Here is a 17,921-nt window from a genome sequence, read left to right as displayed (position 1 = left end):
ACGGCTCGCCCGGGCGCGGCCCGGGGTGCATGATGCCGTCATGACGATCGGCTTCGACCGCGACTCCTGGGACGCCCACTGGCGCGACGCCGACGGCGACGAAGCCGAGGGGCCGACCACTCCCACCCCGTACCTCGTGCAGGCGGCGGAGGCCGGGCCTCCCGGCTCCGCGCTCGACGCGGGGTGCGGCACCGGGACGGACGCGGTGTGGCTCGCCGAGCACGGCTGGCACGTGACCGGCGTCGACATCGCGCCGACCGCGCTCGAACGCGGCGCACGGCGCGCAGCCGTGGCGGAGGTCCCCGACGCGGTGACCTGGGTGGCCGCGGACCTGACCACCTGGGAGCCCGAGCGCCGCTTCGACCTGGTGACGACCGCCTACGCGCACGCCACGATCCCGCAGCTCGCGCTCTACGAGCGGATCGGCGGGTGGGTCGCGCCCGGCGGCACGCTGCTCGTCGTCGGGCACCGACACGGGTCGCACCACCGGCACGACGCCGCACCGCCCGAGGAGGCCATGGTCGGTGCCGCCGACGTCGCCGCCCTGTTCGACGGACCCGACTGGCGCGTCGACCGCGCGGAGGAGCCGCGGCGCGAGATCGTGCGCCGCAGCGGCCCGGTCGTGCTCCACGACGTCGTGGTGCGCGCCACGCGCCTGCCCTGACCAGAGGGCCCACGCGGAGGGTCCACGCGGAGGGACCCGCGGGGTGAGGCCGTGACGGCCCTCCCCACCGGGTGTGCTGCGGGGACCCTCCACATCCCCGTTCTGGGGAGGACCGCGGCGGATGGCACGACTGGTAGCGTTCCCGGGCCGACGAGGGGGAGCACGTGACCTACTGGACGACCGGGGAGCATCCGGGGACCACCGAACGCCGCACCGGGGGTGTCCTGCTGCTCATCGTGGTGGCGGTGCTCGCCGGGCTGATCGGTGGGGCGATCGCCGCGTTCACGACCGGGCCGGTGATCGCGCACCGGTTGGTCCTCGGCGAGTTCACGAAGGCCGTCCACTGGACCGCGTGCGGTCACGACCGCTGCGCCGCCGTGGAGGCCCCGCTCGACTGGGAGGACCCGGGCACGCGCGCGATCCACCTGGCGCTCATCGAGCACCGCGCCACCGGCAAGCGCCTCGGCACGCTGCTCGTCGACCCCGGCGGGCCGGGTGAGTCCGGCGTCGACCTCGTCGGGAGCAGCGTCCGGAACGCCGTCACGGCCACGGTCGCGCGGCACTACGACGTCGTCGGGTTCGACCCCCGCGGCGTCGGGTACTCCAGCGCGGTGCACTGCGGCGGCGCCGCCGAGCTCGACCGGTACCTCTACAGCGTCCTCCCCGGCACCATCGGATCGAGCACGTGGCTCGCCGCGGACCGCGAGCGTGCCCGGACGTTCGCCCACGACTGCGCCGAGCACACCGGAGCGCTGCTCGGGCACGTCGACACGGTGAGCGCCGCCCGCGACATGGAGCTCCTCCGCGCCGACCTCGGCATGCCGCGCCTCGACTACCTCGGGTACTCGTACGGCACCGAGCTCGGCAGCGTCTACGCGTCCCTCTACCCCCACCACGTCGGCAGGTTCGTGCTCGACGGCGCCGTCGACATCTGGACCCCGACCTCCACCGACGGCGTCGTCGCCCAGGCGAAGGGCTTCGAGGGCGACCTCCGCGCCTGGGCCCGGGCCTGCGTCCGCGGATCGGAGAGCGCCGTCGTCGGCGACGCCACCTGCCCCTTCACCGGCACCGTCGACCACGCGATGAGCCGGATCCGTCACCTGCTGCACGCGGCGGACACGGACCCCCTGATGGCGAGCGACGGTCGGCGACTCGACGGGGCGACGCTCTCGACCGCGATCGTCAACGACCTGTACAGCACCACCCAGTGGCCCGCCCTGACCACGATGCTCCGCGGCGTCGCGGCCGGTGACCCCGCCAAGGCGTTCCACGCGGCCGACGCCTACAACGGCCGGCGGTCGAACGGGAAGTACTGGGACAACGCGACCGAGGCGTTCACCGCGATCGGCTGCCTCGACGGCGGCGCCGACGACGTGACCGCGGACATGCGCCACGAGGCGAAGCAGCTGGCGCACGCGGCACCCACGCTCGGCCGCTACCAGGCGTACGGCGACGTCACCTGCGGGCAGTGGCCGGACGGCATGGTCGCGTCCCCGCCGCCCCCGACGCACGGCGGGCAGGACCCCGTGCTCGTCATCGGCTCGACCGGCGACCCCGCGACCCCGTACCACCAGGCGAAGACCCTGGCCGCGCTGTTCCCGTCCGGGCACCTCGTCACCCACGTCGGCGAGGGGCACCTGGCGTACAACTACGGCGACGAGTGCGTCGACGACACGGTGGACGCGTACCTGGTGCAGGGGCTCGTGCCGAGTCGCGATCCGCGGTGCCGCTGAGAAGGGGCCTGCCCGCTGGCCTCGGAAGTGACAGCAACGCTCCCGTTACTGTCACTTGTCGCTCGTAAGTGAGAATAGCGGTGCCGTTACTGTCACTTACGGGCCACAACTGATAGTTTGACCCTCGCTGATGTCAGTTGTGTGCAGGAGGGAGACGTGGTGTCCTGGCCCGCGCGGACGTTCCGGACCGTTCCGTGGACTCCGTCCTCACGGCGTGGGTCCTCTGCCGATCGGCGCCTGACCGAGGTCGACGTCTCGGTGCCACCGCACATCGCCGGGCTCCCCTTCACGGCCGTGGCCTCGCGAGAACTCGAGCGCGCGATGCGCGAGGTGCGGACGCTCGAGGAGACCTACGCCGACGTCCTCCGACCGCTCGCCGGGTTCCTCGTCAGGACTGAGTCCGTCGCCTCGTCGAAGATCGAGCACGTCACGGCGTCCGTCGAGGACTTCGCGCGTGCGTTGGGCGGGGTCCGGTCGAACTCATCAGCCGTCTCGATGGTGTCCGCCGGTCGCGCCATGACGAAGTTGATCGACACCGCGCACCCGGTGATCACCCTCGACGCGATCCTGGCCGCGCACCACGCCCTGATGTCGGAAGATCCGTCCGAGCGCGTCTCCGCCGGGCGACTCCGTGACGTCCAGAACTGGATCGGCGGCAGCGACCACAGTCCGCGAGGCGCGCTCTACGTCCCGCCACCGGCCGAGACCGTCGACGACCTCATGGCTGACCTGATCACGTTCGCGAACGCCGACGACGTCCATCCCGTGGCGCAGGCCGCGATCGTGCACGCGCAGTTCGAGACCATCCACCCGTTCACCGATGGCAACGGCCGGATCGGACGAGCGCTCCTCGGTGCCGTGCTCCGCCGTCGCGGCGTCGCCCGGAGCACGGTCGTCCCGGTCGCCTCGGCGCTCTCGGCCGACACGGAGCACTACTTCGACTCGCTCACTGCCTACCGGGATGGCGACGCGGACCGCATCGTCGAGGACATCGCGCTCTCCACGCAGATCGCCGCCCGTGAGTCGGAGCACACGGCCGCGCTGTTCCGCACTCTGCCCTCCGATTGGCGTGCCGCCGCCAGCCCACGCCGGGGTTCGGGCGCGGAGGACGTCATCGACCATCTCCTCGCGCTCCCGGTGTTCACCGTCGAGCAGATGGCCCATGAGACGCATCGCGACGAGCAGACGGTGTTCCGCGCTGTCGCTCGACTCGAGGACTCCGGCGTGATCCACGAGGTCACGGACCGGAAGCGTGACCGTGTGTTCGCGGCGCGCGACGTCCTCGACGAACTCGACGACCTCGACCTGCGCATCCGGAACGCCATCACGGCAGAGCGCCGCGGGTAGTCGGAACGCGTCCCGACCCTGCCCCTGTGGAAACGTCGTCCGCGCCGCCTGTCGATTCCCGCACACCCCGTTCGACAAGGGAGTACCGGTGGAACCACCGGCGACGACGACGGGAGACGACATGACCCAGTACGCGATCCTCATCTACCCCGGTGCAGGTCCGGCCACCGCCGAGGACCTCGCCGAACACGACCAGCACGCGGCCGACCTCATCGCGTCGGGCGCGCTCGTGGCGGCCTTCGCGCTGACACCGCCCGAGGTGGCCACCACGGTCCGGGACGGCGTGGTCAGCGACGGCCCGTTCGCCGAGACGAAGGAGGTCATCGCCGGCCTCGGCATCATCGAGGCGCCCGACCTCGACGCCGCACTCGCGATCGCCGCCCGCAACCCGGCCACGTGGCAGGGCGGCGCGGTGGAGGTCCGGCCGGTGGTCGGCGGATGGGTCCGCGGCGACGTGGGAGCGGCCTCCGGGCAGGCTCCGGGCGTCCCCGCCGCCGACGGGGCATGACGGGCACGACCCCGGCGGTCGTGCGCGCAGCGCTCGAGGAGGCCCACCGCCGCGGGTGGGCGGGCCTCCTCACCGCCACGGCGCGGGTGACGCGCGATCTCGACCTGGCCGAGGAGTGCGTGCAGGAGGCGTCGGCCACGGCGATCGAGGCCTGGTCGACCGGCGGCGTGCCCGACGACCCGGTGGCCTGGCTCGCGACCGTGGCCCGTCGTCGCGCACTCGACGCCGTCCGCCGGGCGATGACGCTGCGACGGAAGCTCCCGTTGCTCGTCGAGCCCGATCCGTCACCATCCCCGTCGGAGCCGCGGGACACCCCCGATCACCGCCTCGACCTGGTGTTCCTGTGCTGTCACCCCGCGCTCGCCCCCGAGTCGCAGCTCGCGCTGACGCTCCGCCTGGTGTGCGGGATCCCCACCGCGGACGCCGCGCGGCTGCTCCTGGTGCCGGAGGCGACCATGGCAGCCCGGCTCACCCGGGCGAAGCGGAAGATCCACGACGCGCGGATCCCGTTCCGCACCCCGCCGACCGCCGAGCTCCCGCACCGGCTGCCGATGGTCCTCGCCACCGTGCACCTCGTGTTCACGGCCGGCCACACGGCTCCGTCCGGTGCGGGACTGCTGCAGCCGGACCTCCTGGACCGGGCCATCGAACTCGGACGGATGCTCGTGGCGGTCATGCCCGACGACCCCGAGGTGCAGGGCCTGCTCGCGCTCATGCTCGCGACCGACGCCCGACGCAGCACGCGGGTCGACGCCGCCGGCGCGCTCGTCCCGCTCGCCGACCAGGACCGGAGCCGGTGGGACCGCGCCATGATCGAGGAGGCCCGCAACCGCGCACTCCGAGCGCTCCGGCCCCGGCCCGGACGCTTCGCGCTGCAGGCCGCGATCGCCGTCCTGCACGCCGAGGCGCCGTCCACCGCGGCAACGGACTGGAGGCAGATCCGGGCGCTGTACGACGCGCTCGCCCGCGCGTGGCCGTCCCCCATGGTCCTGCTCGCCCGGGCGGTCGCCACCGCCGAGGTCGACGGCCCCGACGCCGCGCTCGTCGAACTCGACCGGCTGCGAGACGATCCCCAGCTCGCCCGGAACCACCACCTCGCGGCGACGCGCGCCGAGCTCCTCCACCGCAGCGGGCGGCCCGAGGAGGCCGTGGTCGCGTGCGATCGCGCACTCGCCCTGGTCGAGAACGCGGCCGAGCGAGATCACCTACTCGTGCGGCGGGCGGTCTACGCGGGGATCGAGCGGGGGTGAGCGCTCATTGCTCGGTTCGCCCACATCCCCTCGTCCGAGGGTCGCGTGATCCGCGCGGCGCTGCCTACCCTGGTCCGGCCGACGAGAGGAACTCGATGCGATCCAGCACCGGCGCCAGCGCCGCTGTCCGGACCGGGGTCATGGTGGTCGCCGCGGTCCTCCTGGCCGTCCTGCTGGCCGCCGTCCGCACGCCGTCCTTGGCGAGCGCGGCCGCCACCCTGCTGTCACAGGGCAAGCCCGTCACGGCGTCCTCGGTCGAGAGCTCGGCGCACACGGCAGCCATGGCGGTCGACGGCAGCACGACGACGCGATGGTCGAGTGCTCGGAGCGACGCACAGTGGCTGCGGGTGGACCTCGGCGCTCGGGCCGCGATCTCGAGCATCACGCTCCGGTGGGAGGCCGCCTACGCCAAGGCCTACAAACTGCAGGTCTCGAGCGACGCCACGACCTGGAAGACCGTCGCGAGCACGACCGCCGGCACGGGTGGCGTCACCACGACCAAGGTCGCCGCCACCGGTCGCTACGTGCGGATGCTCGGCGTCAAGCGGGCGACGCAGTACGGGTACTCGCTGTGGGAGTTCCAGGTGTCGGGCACCCCGGTCGCCGCGACGCCGACGCCCACCCCGACCCGGAGCGCCGCCCCGACCACCGGGGTGCACGTCACCGGCACGCAGGGGCACTGGCAGCTGGCGGTCGACGGCAAGCCGTACGTCGTCAAGGGCGTGACGTTCGGGCCCGCGAATGCGCAGGCCGCCACCTCCATGCCGGACATCGCCGCGATGGGCGCGAACACCGTCCGCACCTGGGGCACGGACTCGTCGTCGGGGCAGCTGTTCGACGCCGCCGCGGCGAACGGCCTGCACGTCGTCGCGGGGCTGTGGCTCGACCAGAACGCCGACTACGCGACCAACACGTCGTACGAGTCGTCGACGCTCGCCAGCATCCAGGCGACGGTCACGGCCTACCGGAGCAAGCCGGGCCTGCTCATGTGGGACGTCGGGAACGAGGTCATGATCGGCCAGAGCGAGACCGAGCGCGTCGCGTACGCCAAGTACGTCGAGCAGGTCGCGAAGGCCATCCACGCCATCGACCCGAACCACCCGGTGACCTCGACGGACGCCTGGACCGGCGCCTGGGCGTACTACGCCAAGTACGCGCCGGACCTCGACCTGTACGCCGTGAACACCTACAACGGGATCTCCGGCGTCAAGCAGGCCTGGGCGAGCGGCGGGTACAGCAAGCCCTACCTCGTCACCGAGACCGGGCCGGCCGGCTCGTGGGAGGTCGCGGACGACGCGAACGGCATCCCTCGCCAGCCCACGGACACCGCGGCCGCCCAGGCCTACACGAACGCCTGGAGCGACATCGTCGGTGACCCGGGAGTGGCGCTCGGCGCGACGATGTTCAACTACGGCACCGAGAACGACGAGCCGGGCGTCTGGCTCAACCTGCGGACCGACGGGCTCAAGCGACTCGGGTACTACGCCGTCGAGCGGGCCTACCGCGGGTCCGCCACCGGGAACACCCCGCCGGTGATCCAGAGTTTGACGCTGACGCCCTCGACCGGCGCTGCCCCGGGCTCGTTCATCGCGGTCTCTGCGCCCGCGACCGACCCCGACGGCGACCCGATCACCTACCAGGTATGGGAGACGAGCAAGTACATCGACGGCAATGCCGCCATGCAGCAGGTCTCGGCCACGAGCACCGGCGCCGGCACCCTCCGGATCAGCGCGCCGAGCACGGCGGGCGTGTGGAAGATCGCGGTGTACGCGCTCGACGGGCACGGGAACGTCGGGATCGAGACGGGGTCTGTGCGGGTCAGCTGATCAGCCCTGACCGAAGCAGCCCGGTGATGCTGTCTCTGACTCTGGGGCACCCTGAGCAGGACCCATCCTCAGCAGATGCGAGCGCGCCTCCTCGGACTCGATCAGTCGGGAACGCTCGGGGATTCGGGCCAATCGGGCGGCAGTCCCGCACTCTGTCGGATCTCGGCGAACGTACTCCCGGCATTCCGCAAGCCGCGCGCGGGGTGTGAACGGATCAGGTACGAGGGGCCACGGAAGAAGTCGTCCGCCAGGTAGTCCGCGCCGAGAGCGGAACAGTACGTCCTGAGGAGTTCCTCGTCGAACCTGTCCCGTACTCGCCGACTCGCGTAGCGAGCGACGTCTTCGTACTCTTGTTGCTCACCCCATGCGCCGAAATGCCAACGGTTGTCATCCTGGATGAGGTCTACCGAACGCAGGCCATTGCCATCTCGAGCGCCCGGAACAGGATCTGGGCTGTACAGGCGAAACGCGGTCCCTTGGTACGAATGTCGCGCACCCTTCGCGTCAGGTCGATAAGGCGTTCTCAATACGACCAGTCCTGGCACTCGCAGCCGTCCCGCTAGGTAACTCACACTCGACGTCGGGTCCCCGCCGATGGCGCTGTTGTCGAAGATCGCCGACCACTGTCCGTTCGTTCCGAGCACCACCTCGCGAGTCCAGGGTGCGGTGTATGGAGCAAGCGCGTCGATCGCTGCGCCCAGCCCTGACGGCAGCGCTGCAGACGTGACCGCTCGGCCGATCTCCTCACGCCAACTGCACAGCTGCTCGGCCACCTGCTCAGCCGGTGCTTGCAGTAGCCCTATCGACCAGGTAACGGGAGCGTACTGCTCGAGTGCATCGCGGGCCGTTCGACCAGCCATCCCATCTCCTTTTTGTTCATCACTTCCGACGGATCCCCGAATCCCAGTCAGCGCATCGAGCTGGTTCGCGCGCTCGGCGGCGAACTGACGGTCGGGACCGAGACGGGACTGTCGGGACCCGAACACGCGGACCGGAGCAAGCAGCGAAAAGGCGCAGAAGGATTGAGCCGACTCCGTGTTCGCTCTCGCTGCACTCCCATGCCGTCATTCTCCTGATGACGTCTCGGAGAGGCGCATGAGGTTTTCGCGCAGTCTATTCACGTGCTGTTCTACCGTCCGTACGTCTGGGCGAAAAGCTTCACTCTCCAGCATCAGGGCATTCACGGTCTCGAAGTACTCCCAACTATCGATGAGCGACCCATGAGCATCGAAGTATCCGTCGAGTTCTCGCAGCGAATTCTCGATCTCCGAGCAGAAAACCCGGAACGACGTGGCTCCGGATTGCAATAGGAGGATGAGACGCTGGGCGTGAGCGATGTTGCCTCGAGCACGCGTACCGTCGTCGATCATTGAGGTCTCATCGCCACAACTCGGCCCGTCTCCCGACTCACCACAACCCGAATCCCGTCATCCGCACTCGTAGAGGTGATGGTCGAGGCAGTCTTCCAGGCCGGCCGACGCCTGCGGGCCAGTGACCGTAGAGGACCACGCGCCGCCCGGACCAGTCGGCGTCACCCGGTCGTTCGCGCCGTACGTGTACCGGTTCGTCTGCTGCACGCCCGTCGGTCCGGGGTCGGCTCCGGCTCCGGCTCCGGCAACGGTCTGGGGGGCGAGGTACCGCCCGAGCGCGGTGTCGAGGACCCGCGGTCCGACCTCGGTCAGCCCCGTGGAGCTCGAGGTCCGCTGGTCCAGGAACCCGTGGTCGGAGCTCCAGCCGGCACCGCTGCTGACGGCGACGCCGAACGGGTCGAACCACCGCCGCACGACCGCGCCGGTCCTCGAGTTGCTCTCGAGGTCGACGGTCCCGTCGACGTCGGCGTCGAGCAACCAGACGGTCGCGGCACCGGTGCCGTCGGTGTCCCGTTCGGCGACGGGGATGCCCCGGACGGAGTACGTGCGCGACGCGGTCAGGGTGGTCGACCCCGGCGCCTGATGGAGCTCGGTGTCGCCGATGAGGAGGGAGGCGCCGTCGACCGGGTCATCCTGCAGCAGCAGGTCGCCCTCGGCGTCGTAGACGTCGCCCTGGGTCTGCGTGCCGTCCGCAGTGCTGATCGACTGCACCCTGCCTCCGGCGTCGTACGCCACGGTCCGCCCGTCGAGACTCGTGGTGTCACCGTCCGCGTCGTAGGTGAGCTGGTCGGTCGTCGTGGTGGTCCCGTCGGTCGTGGTGACCGACTGCGCGGCGTGGGGCTGGCTGGAGCCCGCTGCCGGGTAGGCGTACGTGCTCGTCGTGTCCGGACCGCCGGTCACGGAGTGATCGGTCTCCGACAGGCGGTTCCCGGTGCCGGTGTCGTAGGTGTAGCTGTGCCAGTAGGGCGCAGCGCCGCCGAGGCCAGCGGCCGTGGGAGTGCTGGCGCAGGCACCCGAGGCAGGGGTCCAGGCGTCGGTGAGCTCCTGGAGCGAGTCGTGTCCGAAGCACTGAGTCTCGGCCCCCGCCGCACCGGTCGTGACCGCCGAGGTGATGACGCCGGCGTCGTTCCGGTGGTAGGTCCGGTCGGCCTGGACCACGGTGGCGGATCCGGTGCCGGTCCGGTCCTCGATGCCGGTGAGCGCCCCGGTCGCTTCGTCGTACGAGTAGGCGGAGGAGTTCGCCACGGTTCCGCCACGGTCGATCTGCGCGACCTGGCCGAGCGCGTTCACGAGGACGTCACCGTAATCAGCCGCGCCACCGATCCCGACCGGGTCACCCAGCGCGCTGTAGTTCGTGACGACCTTCTCGGCCACGAGGCCCCCCATCGCTCCGTAGGTGGTCGTGAGGAGCGAACCGTCCACCGCGTACCCGTAGGCGAGCGTGTAGGTCGTGCCACCGAACGCGGGTGCTGCCGACGGGATCGAGATCGTCTCGCCCGTGGGCTCGTCGTAGGTGTTGTACCCGGAGTAGGACGTCGTGTACGCGGCGCCGGGGACACCGGGCACCGAGCCCGTGTAGCTCGACGATGACGTCAGCTGACCGACCTTGCGGCTGTCGTAGGTCCACGAGTCGAGCAGCGCGCCGCTGGTGCTGCCGTCGTACTCGGCGGTCCTCCGGCCGTCGTCGTCGTACGTGTACGCCACCGTCCGTCCCCGCGCGTCCGTCCGGGTGAGCTGCTCGCCGTCCAGGTCGTAGGTGGCGGTCGTCGTCCCGGAGTCGGGGTCGACGGCGGACACCTGGTCGCCCTGGAGGTCGTAGGTCCACCGCGACTCGTTGCCGGCCGGATCGGTCATCGAGGTCATCCGTCCGGCGGCGTCGTACCCGTACGTGGTCGTGTCGGCCCCCGCGCTGCTCGACGGGGTGCTGCCCAGGTACTGCACGAGCTTCGTCCGCCGCCCGAGGGAATCCGTGGAGGTCGCCGTCGGGATCCCACCGCTCGGCGGCGTGGTGACGACCTCGTCGCTCCCCGGGTAGGTGTCCGTCGTCCGGTACAGCTCCTTGCCGAAGGACCGCGTGGCCGTCGCCAGCGTGCGGCCGGCCGCGTCGTACTGCGTCTGGGTCGACGACTGGATCTGCTGCTGGTTCGCGGGCACGAACAGCCTGGCCGACGGCGCCACCGCACTCGCCCAGTAGTCGTGGTCGACGACGACCACGCGCCCCTGGGCGTCGTACTGGTCGTCCCTGACGATCGAGCCGCCGGAGGGCGACGGCGCCTGCGTCTGGACCTGCTGCCCGAGGCCGTCGAACAGGGTGTCGGTCGTCACGCTCGTCGTGGCGTTCAGGGTCGTGGTGGCGACCGCGGACGGCGCGGTCTGCGACTCGGTGTATGCGTAGGCCGAGGACGGCGACGTCGGGTACGTCGCGCGTGGCCGACCGGGCAGCCACACGTCGGTACGGCGCCCGAGGGCGTCGTACGCGGTCGTGGTGAGGCCGCCGTCCGCCGCGGTCTGCGTGAGGACCTCGCCGCGCGTGCCGTCGTACCCGGTGGTGCTCGTCCAGCCCATCGGGTTGGTCGTGGTCACGCGCGTGACCGGCCCGCCGACCGTCGGCGTGTACGCGGTCGTGGTCGTCCGGCCGAGCGCGTCACGGGATCCGGTCCTCCGACCGAGTGCGTCGTACGTGCTCGTGTCGGTCGTCGTCCACAGGGGTGTGGACCCGCTGTACGACGTGACCTTCCGGGTGGACGTCGCGTCGCCGACCGTCGGCACGGCGCCGAACGCGTGCCCGTCGTAGCTCGTCTCGGTGTCCGACACCACATCGGCCGGGAGGCCCGGGTCGCCACCGCAGGCAGCGCCCGTCTCCGTCACCTCCTGCGGCAGGTCGACGATCCAAGCGTCGGTGTTCGCCGGCGCGTAGGACGTCGTGACACACGTGGTGCCGGCGTCCGACGTCGCGGTGGTCACGGACGTCGGGTCCCCGTGGGCGTCGTAGGTCGCCGTGGTCTGCGTGGTGCGGCTCCCACCGGACGCGATCGGCTCCGTGGTGGTGCTGTTCCCGTCGGCGACGACCCGGGCCGTGTCGAGGCCGTCGTTCGCTTCGACGCTCCCGGCCCACGGTGTGTGCACGGTGTCGGACAACAGCGAGCCGCCGACCCCGTCGAGGTCCTTCTCCTCGTACACCCGGCCCGCGAACCACCGCGCGTCAGGGGTCGTCGTCCCGGTGACGGCGACGGTCTTCGTCCCACCGCCGGCGGCAGCGCGATCGCCGTCGAGGCCCCGGAAGAACGTGTAGTCCGTGGTCTTCTGGGCCGCCGGTGTCGTGGGCGCGCCCTCGCGCACCTCGACCCGGTCGAAGCCCGCCGGGACCGACCACGTGCGCTGCGCGGCCGGCGTCGACGGACTCGTGTCGTACCTCCAGGCCGGCGCGCCGGTGTACACGTAGTCGGTTTCCTGCGCGGGGTCGTTCCCGCCGCCGGTCTTCGGGTCGCGGACCACGCTCGTGACCACGTACTCGTGGAACAGGTCCTGGCGCGCTGCGGCCGCCGGCACCACGGACGATGCCCACGGCTGCGGGAAGCACCGCTCGTCGTTGCTCGCCGCTGCCGCCTCGATCGCCGTCGCCCGCGCTGCGGTGCACTGCTGTGCGGAGTAGTTCACCGAGGTCACCGCGCCCGTCGCGGCGGTGATCGACGAGATCCGCCACTTGTCGAGCGGCGCCAGCCCGCCCGTCGCGGACACCCGGTTCTGCATCCGGACACCCGCGAACCTGGTCGCGGGCTCACTGATGCTCGTGCTCCCGGCGTACCCGGTGTGTTGCACCTGGGTCAGCCAGAGGGCCGCGCTCGTGCCGTCGCCGGGCGAGGGGAACGAGTGCGACAGGGTCCACTTGTCGACGGTCGCGGAGCCCGAACCCGAACGGACGCTCGTGGTGACGGTGTCGAGCATCGCGTCGGTCCAGAACGTGGGAACGCGGTGCGCGGAGCAGCTGGCGCTGCACGACTGGTCCCAGGGCACATCGGGGTAGGCGGAGGCGGTGGCCGGCTTGGTCGCCGCCGCGGTGATGCTCTCCTTGGTGCACGTCTTGTGCGTGGTGTCGCTGCACCGGCCGTAAACGTCGTAACCGAACGAGGCCCGGGCCGTGGCCGCGTTCGACGAGTACACCGTGCTCCTGGTCAGGCCGTAGTCGACGTGGTCGAGCTGTCCGCCGCGGATGTACGAGGTGGTGCTGCTGCCGTCCTTGCCGTAGCTGTTCGTCTCGGCGTCGTAGTAGTACGCCTCGGCGTTGCCGTGCGTGTCGACGACGTAGTCGAGGTTCCACCGCCACGCCTGCATGCACGAGGATGACGCGAAGGTCGACGCGTGGCAGGGCTCACCGGCACCGTTCCCGAAGACGGGGACCGTCCAGGCGGAGTTCGTGGTGGCCTTGCCCTTGGCCCAGCCGGGCAGCTCGTTCAGCCCGAACCAGTACTGGGTGCCGTCGGTGGTCGTGAGGCGCCAGCAGTCGGTGTCCGACGTCCCGTTCGCGGCGCAGCCGTGCGCCGTCCCGACCAGGTGCTCGAGGCGGGACCCGTCGTCCGTCTGCAGGTGCCACGCACCCGTTGCGCTGTCGCGGACCAGGGGTGTGCTGTGACCGTCGAGCTCGAGGGTCGCGTTGTCGGTCCTCCAGCAGAGGTCGCCGGAGGTCGCGACGGCGGCGCTGTCGTCCCGCGAGCACGAGACGTACTGTCGCTGGATGGAGCCGCCGCCGGTGAGGCTCCACCCGTCGCCGATCGCCGAGGGCTGGTTGTTCGTGGAACCCGTCTCGCGGTCGACCGACTGCGAGTCGTAGGCGAGCGCGAGGTGCGGGGTCGGGCCCGCGGGCGCAGGCGGGACCGTCATCGGGTAGGTCCACGAGAGGGACCCCGTCTGCGCGGCGACGTCCGGGGCGGCGGACGCGACGTCCGGGGCGGAGGACGCGACGTCCGGGGCGGAGGACGCGACGGACGGAGCGGACGACGGGACGGTCGCGGCGGAGGACGGCACGGTCGGAGCGGAGGACGGCACGGTCGGGGCCGCGGACGGCACGGTCGGGGCCGCGGCGAACGATCCAGTGCCGCTGGCCGACACCGGTCCGCTCGTCGCCGCGACCGTGGTCGCCGTCGTGGTGACCTTCGGGGTGAGCACGACGGAGCCCGAGCTCGCCGTCGTCGTCACCGCCGTCGCGTTCGTCGCCGAGAGCGCCGCTCCGGCGGGCAGGGTCACCCAGGTCGTCCGGTCCGCGACGTCAGCGCCGCCGGCGTTCGTCAGCAGGCTCCTCGGCACCTGGAGCTGGACCGCCCCGGACCGCGTGGTGCGATCGGTCCGCTTGATGTCGAGAGCCAGGCCGTCGAGGTGCCGCGCCTGGGCGGCGGTCGGGCTCACGACACTGATCGAGACGCTCCGGACCGCACTGGACGAGCTGCCCTGCGACTTGACCTGGATGCCGGTCCCGCCGACCGCGGTCCAGCGCGTCGCGTTCAGGGCCACCGTGTACGTCCCGGAGAGCCGGCTGACCGCGGGCGTGCTGACGCTCGTGGAGGATGCCGACGCGGCGGCGACGAGGGCCGGGCTCGCGACGTGGCCGGTGACCGACGTCACCGGGGCCACGCTGAGCGACGCGGCCGTCGCCGGTGTCGCGGTCAGCGCGGCTGCGACGACGGCCATGACTCCGATCGTGACGACGGCAGCCCGGCCCAAGAACCCTCTCGGGCGCAGGCCACGTCCGCGGTGGTTCATGCGGCCGACGCCGATGCCGGATGCGTCCGCGCCACGATGCCGGCCATGCTTCCCCCAGAGTGCGATCGGTGAGAAGTACGAGCGACTCTCACTCAGGCGCGATGCTAGCGAGCAGCGTGACGGCGCTGAGCACCCCTGTCCGAGGGGTCCCCAGTGATTCCGCGGCCGAGGACGTAGTTGCTGTCAGGACCCTCATCGATCACCGCGTCGGCAAGCGTCCGAGCCTTTGCACCCATCAGTGCCATGAACGTCAAATCCGACGTGCGGTCGACGTCGTCAGCGCTGTCGCTCTGACCATCTCAGAAGGGCTTCCGTACAAGGCGGTTCGCAGCCCTGGTCATCGCGGCGGCGGTCCTGCCGGCCTCGCTGGTGCTGCTCATCGTCCTCGACATCGTGACTCCTCAGACCCAGCCGTGATCGCAACGCGTACGAATTCCTGTTCGCTGTCGAGGGCAAGGACGTGGCGTCCAGTAGCAGATGGCCGGTCCCGTTCGCCGAGCTCATCGACCTGCACAACGACCTCGCGGCTCAGCTGGACTCCGAACGCGACCTGCCCTTGGTGCCTGCCATCCAGCACTGAGGTGGTCTCCAGAGCGCTGCTTCATGCACCGCGCTCTGGGGCTGTCGCCGGACCTCCTGATCTGACTGGATTGCTCCATGGGGACGAATGACACCACCAGCGCCGGCGCTTCCGCGCAGCGTGAATACGACCGGCGACGGGCGCGCGACGAGGCCAAGATCCGCGAGACTTGGGGCGAGGGACGCCTCGGCACGATGGCGGTCGCGCTCTCGAGCGAACGCCAGAGCACTGTCGCGTGGAAGTCTGGCGCTGTCGGGGAAGCTGTTGTCGGCCGCACGCTTGATGCGATCGCCTCGGACGACCTCGTCGTGCTGCACGACCGCCGCATCCCCCGCTCCCGGGCGAACATCGACCACATCGCAGTCACGCGCTCCGGCGTTTGGGTCATCGACGCCAAGCGCTACCGCGACAAGCGCCCGTCGCTACGTGTCGAAGGCGGGCTGTTCCGGCCGCGGGTGGAGAAGCTCATGGTCGGTGGCGACCGCACCAGACTCGTCGACAGCGTGCTCCATCAGATGCAACTCGTGCATGAGCTCATCGACCCGGTCCCCGTGTCCGGTGCACTCTGCTTCGTCGACGCGGACTGGCCACTCATCGGAGGCTCCTTCAGCACCCGCGGCGTCGAGGTCTGCTGGCCGAAGAAGCTCGCGAAGCGGCTCACCTCGCTCGACGGGCAGGTCGACGTCGCCGCCACCGCCGCAGCCATCGGCCAGCGCTTCCTGCCTGCCTGACCCGGGAGGTCGCCGTCACGTCCATTGTGGCGGCATCCCGCCTGTTGTTGACACTTGTCGCGGCCTAGTGTCAACAACGGCACCGCTGTTGCCACTTTCCCCCGATGCACGTCAACAGCGTCGCCGCTATTGCCACGTTTCCCGGATACGTGTCAACAACGACACCGCCGTTGACGGCGCACCTGAGCGAGGCCGACCTCGCCGCGATCGAGCAGGACCCGCCCGCTTGGCTCGTGCAGTCCCGGGCGAACCGCACCGGTGCGAAAAAGGTCTGGGTGCACCTCGAGTGTGCGGTGTGCGGGTACTCCGAAGCAGCACGGTCGAAGAAAAGGTGGCGACTTGGGACCTCCTGGTCTGTGACCACCACCTTCCCGACGAAGCGCCGGCACCCGCTCCGGGATCCACGCGCAGCGAGGTTTACGGCATCGGCAGCAGGTTCATCGCGCTCGTCGACGGGCGGGGCTGCCCCGACCGAGTCGGCGGGCCCGGAGCGTGTCGCGTGGCCAGGGCCCCCTCCTGACAGCAGGCGACTCTGGCGGTGCTCATTGCGACAGCTCGCGATCGAGACGATCGAGGAGACTTTCGAGGGAGACCTCGAACTCCTCGTCACTCCGGTCCTCGCTGAGCAACGCCCGGAGTCGACGGACCTCCGGCGCGGCGTCCAACGACATCGATCCATCTCCCTCAGGGACCGTGGCGCCTCCTTCGTCCAGGGGTTCCTCAGCGGGCCCTGCTTCGGCTCCGCGGACGACGGACTGCAGCAGCAGCTGTCCGAGCAGGAAACTGCTGAAGGCACGGTAGGCGTTCACGGCCTGTGCATCGGTGAAGCCGTTCCTGGTGAGCGCGGTCAGGAACGTGTTGACGACCTCGATGCTCCGGAGCGGTGGACGCAGCCACGGTGCTGCCGGGTGGCGCGTGGCCACGAGCGGGAACGCCTTCGGGTGGCTGTCGGCGATCCGTCGCACCTCGTGCGCGACCGTCTGCAGGAAGACCTGCCAGTGCTCCCCCTGCGCTTCCTCGAGCTGCGAGGTCAGTTCGCTCATCAGTGACGCGACGACCCCCTCGAGGAGGTCCTCTTTCCCGTGGACGTACCGGTAGAGGGACATCGCCTCGACACCGAGTTCCTGCGCGAGCGATCGCATCGACAGGCCCTGCGTGCCCGACCGGTCGATCTGCGCGAGCGCGGTCTCGACCACGAGGTCGCGGCTTAGCTTCGGCGCTCCCGATCCTGACCGGTTCGTCCTCGCATGCTCTGCCACCGACACGTCTCCCTGCTGGTTCACGATCCCGCGCCTCCCGGTCACCGGGAGGCAGCGACCGGTCCTGGTGACGCTACCCGCGCTTACGGCGTAAGTTCCGACGTGACTTACGGGGTAAGCCGAACGAGCACACCCGGTGCCCGCACCTCGAGACGCCGCATCGGCGCTCGGACGACGACGCCGCTGAGAAGGAGAAGTACGTGAGCGACAACAGCGGGATCGACGAGCTCATCGGCGCCGACGTTCGCGGGGCCGACGGCGTGAACCTCGAAACGGTCGCCCAGGTCGCCGTCGACGACGAAACGCAGCGCGCCGCGTGGGTCACCATCCGCACGGACTTGTTCGGCTCCTCCGAGTCCTTCGCGCCACTGGACGACGCAGGCTTCGAGGGCGGCGTCCTCCGGACCGGGTCCGAGAAGCCGTCTGTGAAGGACGTGCCGCGCATCGCAACGGCAGAGCGGGGCAACGCTCCGCGGAGCCCGCAACGCTCGCGGGCTGCAGCTCCCCGGGGCCAGACACAGATGCTGTTCGGCATGGCACTGCGGTCCATGCGCATCGTGTGCTGCCGCTCCGTCTGGCGCGATCACCACACGCAAAGAGGAAGTGTCGGATGAAGTTGGGGAACTCGGAACTCGATGCCTTGAGGCGGTCACCGCGGGAGTGGCGACGCCGAGGGCTGACGCCTCCGAGCGAGCTCGCGGCGATGATCGAAGCTCGGCTCCGCGAGGACAGCTCGACCACCGTCAGTCCGCAAGCCGCAGAGGTGATCGAAGACCGCAGCGAGTACGTGCCGCCCTTCGGCGACATGGGGCCGAAGTACGCCGACTTCTTCAGGTGAACAACAACCGCAGCGGGAACACCAGCAGGCGGCGGCGGTCGCTCGATGGTGGCGAAGCCAA

At 70.7% G+C, this 17,921-nt stretch carries 13 protein-coding genes; 9 read left to right on the top strand and 4 right to left on the bottom strand.

Translation table 11 applies throughout. The features are described from left to right. Positions 1-40 precede the first annotated feature (40 nt). The 6 genes from DEI94_RS00810 (at position 41) to DEI94_RS00785 (ending at position 7,328) form a co-directional block, all read left to right on the top strand. The gene (locus tag DEI94_RS00810; protein ID WP_111027320.1) at positions 41-664 is read left to right on the top strand and encodes a class I SAM-dependent methyltransferase; all 624 of its coding nucleotides are present in this window, start codon (positions 41-43) and stop codon (positions 662-664) included. Positions 665-828: 164 nt separating this feature from the next. Further along, positions 829-2,397: an alpha/beta hydrolase gene (locus DEI94_RS00805; protein ID WP_111027319.1), complete on the top strand. Its 1,569-nt coding sequence runs from the start codon at positions 829-831 to the stop codon at positions 2,395-2,397. A gap of 156 nt (positions 2,398-2,553) precedes the next feature. After that, on the top strand, positions 2,554-3,744 hold the full coding sequence (locus tag DEI94_RS00800) for a Fic family protein (RefSeq protein WP_111027318.1): 1,191 nt from the start codon (positions 2,554-2,556) through the stop codon (positions 3,742-3,744). A 121-nt stretch (positions 3,745-3,865) separates the two neighbouring features. Next, positions 3,866-4,252: a YciI family protein gene (locus tag DEI94_RS00795; protein ID WP_111027345.1), complete on the top strand. Its 387-nt coding sequence runs from the start codon at positions 3,866-3,868 to the stop codon at positions 4,250-4,252. After that, positions 4,249-5,502, top strand: coding sequence for an RNA polymerase sigma factor (locus tag DEI94_RS00790; RefSeq protein ID WP_111027317.1), 1,254 nt, complete (start codon positions 4,249-4,251; stop codon positions 5,500-5,502). Before DEI94_RS00795 ends, DEI94_RS00790 begins: the two co-directional genes overlap by 4 nt. Before the next feature lie 95 nt (positions 5,503-5,597). Further along, on the top strand, positions 5,598-7,328 hold the full coding sequence (locus DEI94_RS00785; RefSeq protein ID WP_111027316.1) for a galactose-binding domain-containing protein: 1,731 nt from the start codon (positions 5,598-5,600) through the stop codon (positions 7,326-7,328). 101 nt (positions 7,329-7,429) lie between these two features. On the opposite strand, the gene DEI94_RS00780 is transcribed toward DEI94_RS00785, so the two are convergent. The 3 genes from DEI94_RS00780 to DEI94_RS00770 all read right to left on the bottom strand — a co-directional run bounded on the left by DEI94_RS00780 (position 7,430) and on the right by DEI94_RS00770 (position 14,380). Continuing rightward, positions 7,430-8,188, bottom strand: a complete 759-nt coding sequence (locus DEI94_RS00780) for a hypothetical protein (protein WP_284183725.1) — start codon at positions 8,186-8,188, stop codon at positions 7,430-7,432. A gap of 204 nt (positions 8,189-8,392) precedes the next feature. Further along, positions 8,393-8,698, bottom strand: coding sequence for a hypothetical protein (locus DEI94_RS00775; RefSeq protein ID WP_146244051.1), 306 nt, complete (start codon positions 8,696-8,698; stop codon positions 8,393-8,395). A 57-nt stretch (positions 8,699-8,755) separates the two neighbouring features. Then, positions 8,756-14,380, bottom strand: coding sequence for a hypothetical protein (locus DEI94_RS00770; RefSeq protein ID WP_111027315.1), 5,625 nt, complete (start codon positions 14,378-14,380; stop codon positions 8,756-8,758). A 729-nt stretch (positions 14,381-15,109) separates the two neighbouring features. Between DEI94_RS00770 and DEI94_RS00765 the strand changes: the two genes are divergently transcribed. Continuing rightward, positions 15,110-15,763 (top strand): nuclease-related domain-containing protein, encoded by a 654-nt coding sequence (locus DEI94_RS00765; RefSeq protein ID WP_111027314.1) that lies wholly within the window; start codon positions 15,110-15,112, stop codon positions 15,761-15,763. A 542-nt stretch (positions 15,764-16,305) separates the two neighbouring features. Here the strand turns inward: DEI94_RS00765 and DEI94_RS00760 are convergent. Continuing rightward, a complete protein-coding gene (locus tag DEI94_RS00760; RefSeq protein ID WP_284183724.1) occupies positions 16,306-16,959 on the bottom strand; it encodes a TetR/AcrR family transcriptional regulator C-terminal domain-containing protein in 654 nt (217 codons plus the stop codon). A gap of 263 nt (positions 16,960-17,222) precedes the next feature. Here DEI94_RS00760 and DEI94_RS00755 point away from each other — a divergent pair, with 263 nt between their 5' ends. Both DEI94_RS00755 and DEI94_RS00750 read left to right on the top strand, forming a co-directional pair. Then, complete coding sequence (locus DEI94_RS00755) at positions 17,223-17,636, top strand: PRC-barrel domain-containing protein (RefSeq protein ID WP_111027313.1); 414 nt, start codon at positions 17,223-17,225, stop codon at positions 17,634-17,636. Between the two features lie 89 nt (positions 17,637-17,725). Beyond that, the gene (locus tag DEI94_RS00750; RefSeq protein ID WP_258378050.1) at positions 17,726-17,860 is read left to right on the top strand and encodes a hypothetical protein; all 135 of its coding nucleotides are present in this window, start codon (positions 17,726-17,728) and stop codon (positions 17,858-17,860) included. Positions 17,861-17,921 lie beyond the last annotated feature (61 nt).

The sequence above is a fragment of the Curtobacterium sp. MCBD17_040 genome (assembly GCF_003234805.2).
Lineage (GTDB): Bacteria > Actinomycetota > Actinomycetes > Actinomycetales > Microbacteriaceae > Curtobacterium.
This window is presented reverse-complemented; position numbering and strand designations above follow the sequence as displayed.

What these genes read in the sequence shown, in the direction of transcription:
- DEI94_RS00810 (WP_111027320.1), top strand. Translation starts at nt 41, where the DNA reads ATGACGATCGGCTTCGACCGCGACTCCTGGGACGCCCACTGGCGCGAC.
- DEI94_RS00795 (WP_111027345.1), top strand. Translation starts at nt 3,866, where the DNA reads ATGACCCAGTACGCGATCCTCATCTACCCCGGTGCAGGTCCGGCCACC.
- DEI94_RS00790 (WP_111027317.1), top strand. Translation starts at nt 4,249, where the DNA reads ATGACGGGCACGACCCCGGCGGTCGTGCGCGCAGCGCTCGAGGAGGCC.
- DEI94_RS00785 (WP_111027316.1), top strand. Translation starts at nt 5,598, where the DNA reads ATGCGATCCAGCACCGGCGCCAGCGCCGCTGTCCGGACCGGGGTCATG.
- DEI94_RS00780 (WP_284183725.1), bottom strand. Translation starts at nt 8,188, where the DNA reads ATGGCTGGTCGAACGGCCCGCGATGCACTCGAGCAGTACGCTCCCGTT.
- DEI94_RS00775 (WP_146244051.1), bottom strand. Translation starts at nt 8,698, where the DNA reads ATGATCGACGACGGTACGCGTGCTCGAGGCAACATCGCTCACGCCCAG.
- DEI94_RS00770 (WP_111027315.1), bottom strand. Translation starts at nt 14,380, where the DNA reads ATGGCCGTCGTCGCAGCCGCGCTGACCGCGACACCGGCGACGGCCGCG.
- DEI94_RS00765 (WP_111027314.1), top strand. Translation starts at nt 15,110, where the DNA reads ATGGGGACGAATGACACCACCAGCGCCGGCGCTTCCGCGCAGCGTGAA.
- DEI94_RS00750 (WP_258378050.1), top strand. Translation starts at nt 17,726, where the DNA reads ATGATCGAAGCTCGGCTCCGCGAGGACAGCTCGACCACCGTCAGTCCG.